General features: G+C 60.6%; 6 protein-coding genes. 3 read left to right on the top strand and 3 right to left on the bottom strand.

The annotated features are described in order from the left end of the window. Nucleotides 1-337: 337 nt before the first annotated feature. Genes ATY79_RS22895 through ATY79_RS22885 form a run of 3 tightly spaced genes read left to right on the top strand, consistent with a single transcriptional unit; the run spans nt 338 to nt 1,836 of the window. On the top strand, nt 338-1,102 hold the full coding sequence (locus tag ATY79_RS22895; RefSeq protein WP_088704982.1) for a heme ABC transporter permease: 765 nt from the start codon (nt 338-340) through the stop codon (nt 1,100-1,102). A gap of 1 nt (nt 1,103) precedes the next feature. Then, nucleotides 1,104-1,268 (top strand): heme exporter protein CcmD, encoded by a 165-nt coding sequence (locus tag ATY79_RS22890; protein WP_088704981.1) that lies wholly within the window; start codon nt 1,104-1,106, stop codon nt 1,266-1,268. Beyond that, nucleotides 1,261-1,836 (top strand): DsbE family thiol:disulfide interchange protein, encoded by a 576-nt coding sequence (locus ATY79_RS22885; protein ID WP_088704980.1) that lies wholly within the window; start codon nt 1,261-1,263, stop codon nt 1,834-1,836. Before ATY79_RS22890 ends, ATY79_RS22885 begins: the two co-directional genes overlap by 8 nt. 51 nt (nt 1,837-1,887) lie before the next feature. Here the strand turns inward: ATY79_RS22885 and ATY79_RS22880 are convergent, their stop codons facing one another. From ATY79_RS22880 to ATY79_RS22870, 3 genes are all read right to left on the bottom strand, one after another. Next, nucleotides 1,888-2,559 carry a CBS domain-containing protein gene (locus tag ATY79_RS22880; RefSeq protein ID WP_088704979.1) on the bottom strand — a complete coding sequence of 224 codons (672 nt, stop codon included), beginning with the start codon at nt 2,557-2,559 and terminating at the stop codon, nt 1,888-1,890. Between the two features lie 33 nt (nt 2,560-2,592). Further along, nucleotides 2,593-3,090: a cytochrome c-type biogenesis protein gene (locus tag ATY79_RS22875; RefSeq protein ID WP_088704978.1), complete on the bottom strand. Its 498-nt coding sequence runs from the start codon at nt 3,088-3,090 to the stop codon at nt 2,593-2,595. After that, nucleotides 3,087-3,540: cytochrome c-type biogenesis CcmF C-terminal domain-containing protein (locus ATY79_RS22870; protein ID WP_280950897.1), on the bottom strand; the 454-nt coding region annotated here is incomplete at its 5' end. The genes ATY79_RS22875 and ATY79_RS22870, both read right to left, overlap by 4 nt.

The raw sequence follows: 3,540 nt of genomic DNA, 5'->3' as shown, positions 1-3,540 counted from the left end.
GTGCCGCGTGGCGCGCGGAAAGCTGCCGCGGTGACGCTCAAGATCAGCAAAAACGCGATAGCGGCCTTCAGCGTGAAGCCCGTCCAACTCGCTTTTGAAAAATGCTTCGAAATCCATCATCTGCTCCTTCTGCGAAGCGATCGGTACAGGAGGTTGACGTGGCCGTATTTGATCTTGATCAAGCTACCGGCGTTTCGCGTCCGAAATCGATCCGGCCCGGGTATCCGGTCGACCTGCCTTCTCTGCGAAGAGTAAAATGGCAGCAGTTGCTTGCTTTCGTCTCCTCATTGATCGGGATCAATTAGCGGAGGCGAGTTTGGCGTTAATGCATGCACGCATGAGCCCATACGCCCAATTGAAAAGCACCGTTGCCGGTTTGGCCCAGCCAACCAGGTTCTTGGAGGTCGCCGAGCGCGTGCTTCCCTTCCTGTTGGCTTTCACCGCGCTCTGCCTAGCGTGGGGGCTTTATCTGAGCTTTAGCTCCGACGTCGATTACCAGCAGGGCTCGACGGTCAGGATCATGTATGTCCATGTCCCGGCGGCCTGGATCGCCATGCTCTGCTACACGGTGATGACCGCCAACGCCATCGGGTCCATCGTATGGCGACATCCGTTGGCGGATGTTGCTGCCAGGGCCGCAGCGCCGCTTGGCGCCTCCTTCACGTTTGTATCGCTGGTGACGGGCGCGATCTGGGGCAAGCCGATGTGGGGCACATGGTGGGTCTGGGACGCACGCCTGACCTCCATGTTTATCTTGTTCATCATGTATCTCGGTATCGTCGCCATAAACCGGGCGATCGATGAGCCGACGCGTGCCGCCCGCGTCACCGCGGTTCTCATCATCGTCGGGTTCGTGAACATCCCGATCATCAAGTTCTCCGTCGATTGGTGGAATACGCTCCACCAGCCTGCAAGCGTCCTCCGGTTGGGTGGACCGGCGCTCGATATCGAATTCCTGCGACCATTGATGGTCATGGGCCTTGCGTTCGTCACTCTCTTCTTCACGCTCTACCTGGCCTCGATCAGAAACGAGATCTGGAGAAGAAAGCTCATCGCGCAACACAGGCTCGCAGCAAGGTGCGCAGTTCACAAGGAGTATTGAAATGGATCACCAGCACTATGTGGTCGCGGCATATGCCTTGACGTTTACCGTGATGTTGGCAACGACTCTCAAGGTCTGGCTTGCCGGGCGAAACTACCGTCGACAAGTCGGTGTGCTTGCAACTGTTCGCCGTCACCGGCCGCGCGACGAGCGTCCGCATGCGTAACTACGCTTTGGCCGGTCTTCCACTGATCGTGTTTCTGGGAATAGCCGGCGCCGTCGCGAATACTCTCTATCGCGAATCCGTTGAGGGGTATTCGCCGGCGACGATACCTTCGGCACTCATCGGACAGAAGCATCCGGCAGTGGACCTTCCCCCGCTCGCCGGACTGCCGACGCCGGCGCTCGACGATAGCGTCTTCGAAAATCAGGTCATCGTCCTGAACATCTTCGCATCGTGGTGCGTCCCCTGTCGGCAGGAACATCCGACACTTATGCAGCTCTCCAACGACCCGCGCGTCAAGCTGGTGGGTGTCAACTACAAGGACGCACCGAAAACGGCGTTGGCCTTTCTCGAGGACAAAGGAAATCCGTTCGCTGCCATCGGCGTCGATGATGCGGGACGAAACGCGATGGACTGGGGCGTGTACGGGGTTCCGGAGACCTTTGTGATCGATCGCTCGGGACGGATAACGCACAAGCATGTCGGACCGCTGGACGAAAACAGCCTCTCACAGGAGATCAACCCCGCGATCGACGCCGCCCTTTCTTCTGGCCAGCGACCAGATGTCTGATTTTGGCGTTGCGCAAAGATGCGGTCTACCGTCGGCTGCCTGCCCGCCATGTCATTCGCTTGCGGAGGGCGCGACGCGGAGCCGGTCGCGGTATCCACCGATTCCGAGGCTCTCGACCAGAACTTTTATCGCCTTGCGCTTAAGATCCGATTCAACCTGGCCATCCACTGTCACCTGTCCGTTGGCGACCGACACCTGGATCTTCTGAGGCGTCAGCCCAAGGTCGGCGCGCAGCCGGGTTCGAATGGCAAGACGGATGGATTCGTCTTCTCGTGGCAGTGTTGTGGACGGTGCTTCAACGATTATGCGCAGGATGTCCCGGCGGCTGACTATTCCTACCAGTCTGCCGTCCTCGACGATTGGCAGCCGCTTGATCCGATGCGCCTGCAGGCTTTCGGCGATGTCCGACACTTCGCTATCCGGCCGCGCGACGATGACGTCCTGAGACATGACGTCGGCGACACTCCATCCATGGCTGCAGATATAGCGCTCCAGGTCGATTTCGGAGATGAGTTCGGCCGACCGAACGGCGCGCGGAGAAAGTCGGATTTCTCTGCGCAGCATGAGATCGCCTTCAGTAAGCATGCCGCAAACTCGGCTCTCATCATCGACGACGGGAAGCCCGCTGATATTGTTTTGGATCATGACCGCGACGGCGTGGCGCACGCCGACTGCTGGGCTGATTGAGACCACGTTCGTGGTCATTATGTCTTTCGCCTGCATGGTCCTGCCCCTCACAATCCTGTTATGCGTCAATTAGGATAGAGGCGGGGCATCGGCCCTGCTTTGATCTCCGTCAAACTTCGAGGCGAGCAGGCGCTCGAGTTCGGCGTTCTCCTCATCGCTGAGCGCGACGACGGTCCTGTTGCTTGTCCCCCTTGCGACGGCTACGAGGACCCCGGAAGCGAACCCGGCAAGCAGCAGCGGTGCTGCCCAAAGAAGGATCGTTCGCGCGTTGACACGCGGCTTCAGCAAGACGAACTCGCCGTATCGCGAGACGATGTAGTTCATCACCTGCGCATCGGTGTCGCCATCGGTGAGCCGCTCGCGCACCAGCAAGCGCAAGTCCTTTGCGAGCTCGGCATTGGAATCGTCGATGGACTGGTTCTGGCAGACCATGCAGCGCAGCTCCGCGGAGATCGCCCGGGCCCGCGCCTCAAGCCCCGGATCGGCCAGAACCTCATCCGGATTGACGGCAAAGGCCGGCGCTGTCGAGAAAACGACCGCCAGGACGACGAGGAGGCGCCGGATCATTCCGCCGGCTCCAGGGCCGGGCGTGCCGGCTTTGCCCTGCGGCTCGGCGCGCCGACCCGCAGGCGCCGGTCGCTCAGCGAAACGAACCCGCCAATCGCCATGATCACCGCGCCACCCCAGATGCAAAGGATGAAGGGCTTCCACCAGATGCGCACGACGATGCCGCCGTCGTTCGTCGGGTCCCCGAGCGACATGTAGAGTTGGCTGAGGCCGAACGTCACAATGCCCGCTTCGGTCGTCGGCATCTGGCGCGCCGTGTAGACCCGTTTGGACGACCAGACATCGGCAACCGCGACGCCGCCACGGCTAATGATGAAGTGCCCGCGCTCCTCGCTGTAATTGGGGCCCGTGGCCGGCTGCATGCCGTCGAACCGCACGGAATAGCCGCCGGCGTCTACGGTCTGGCCGGGCTTCATCTTAACGACATGCTCGGTTTCGAAGGTGGTCACC

The organism is Rhizobium sp. R693 (assembly GCF_002211315.1).
Taxonomy (GTDB): domain Bacteria; phylum Pseudomonadota; class Alphaproteobacteria; order Rhizobiales; family Rhizobiaceae; genus Rhizobium.
The sequence above is the reverse complement of the archived record's forward strand: the minus strand, read 5'-3'. Positions and strand labels throughout refer to the sequence as shown.

What these genes read in the sequence shown, in the direction of transcription:
- ATY79_RS22875 (WP_088704978.1), bottom strand. Translation starts at nt 3,090, where the DNA reads ATGATCCGGCGCCTCCTCGTCGTCCTGGCGGTCGTTTTCTCGACAGCG.
- ATY79_RS22890 (WP_088704981.1), top strand. Translation starts at nt 1,104, where the DNA reads ATGGATCACCAGCACTATGTGGTCGCGGCATATGCCTTGACGTTTACC.
- ATY79_RS22880 (WP_088704979.1), bottom strand. Translation starts at nt 2,559, where the DNA reads ATGCAGGCGAAAGACATAATGACCACGAACGTGGTCTCAATCAGCCCA.
- ATY79_RS22885 (WP_088704980.1), top strand. Translation starts at nt 1,261, where the DNA reads ATGCGTAACTACGCTTTGGCCGGTCTTCCACTGATCGTGTTTCTGGGA.
- ATY79_RS22895 (WP_088704982.1), top strand. Translation starts at nt 338, where the DNA reads ATGAGCCCATACGCCCAATTGAAAAGCACCGTTGCCGGTTTGGCCCAG.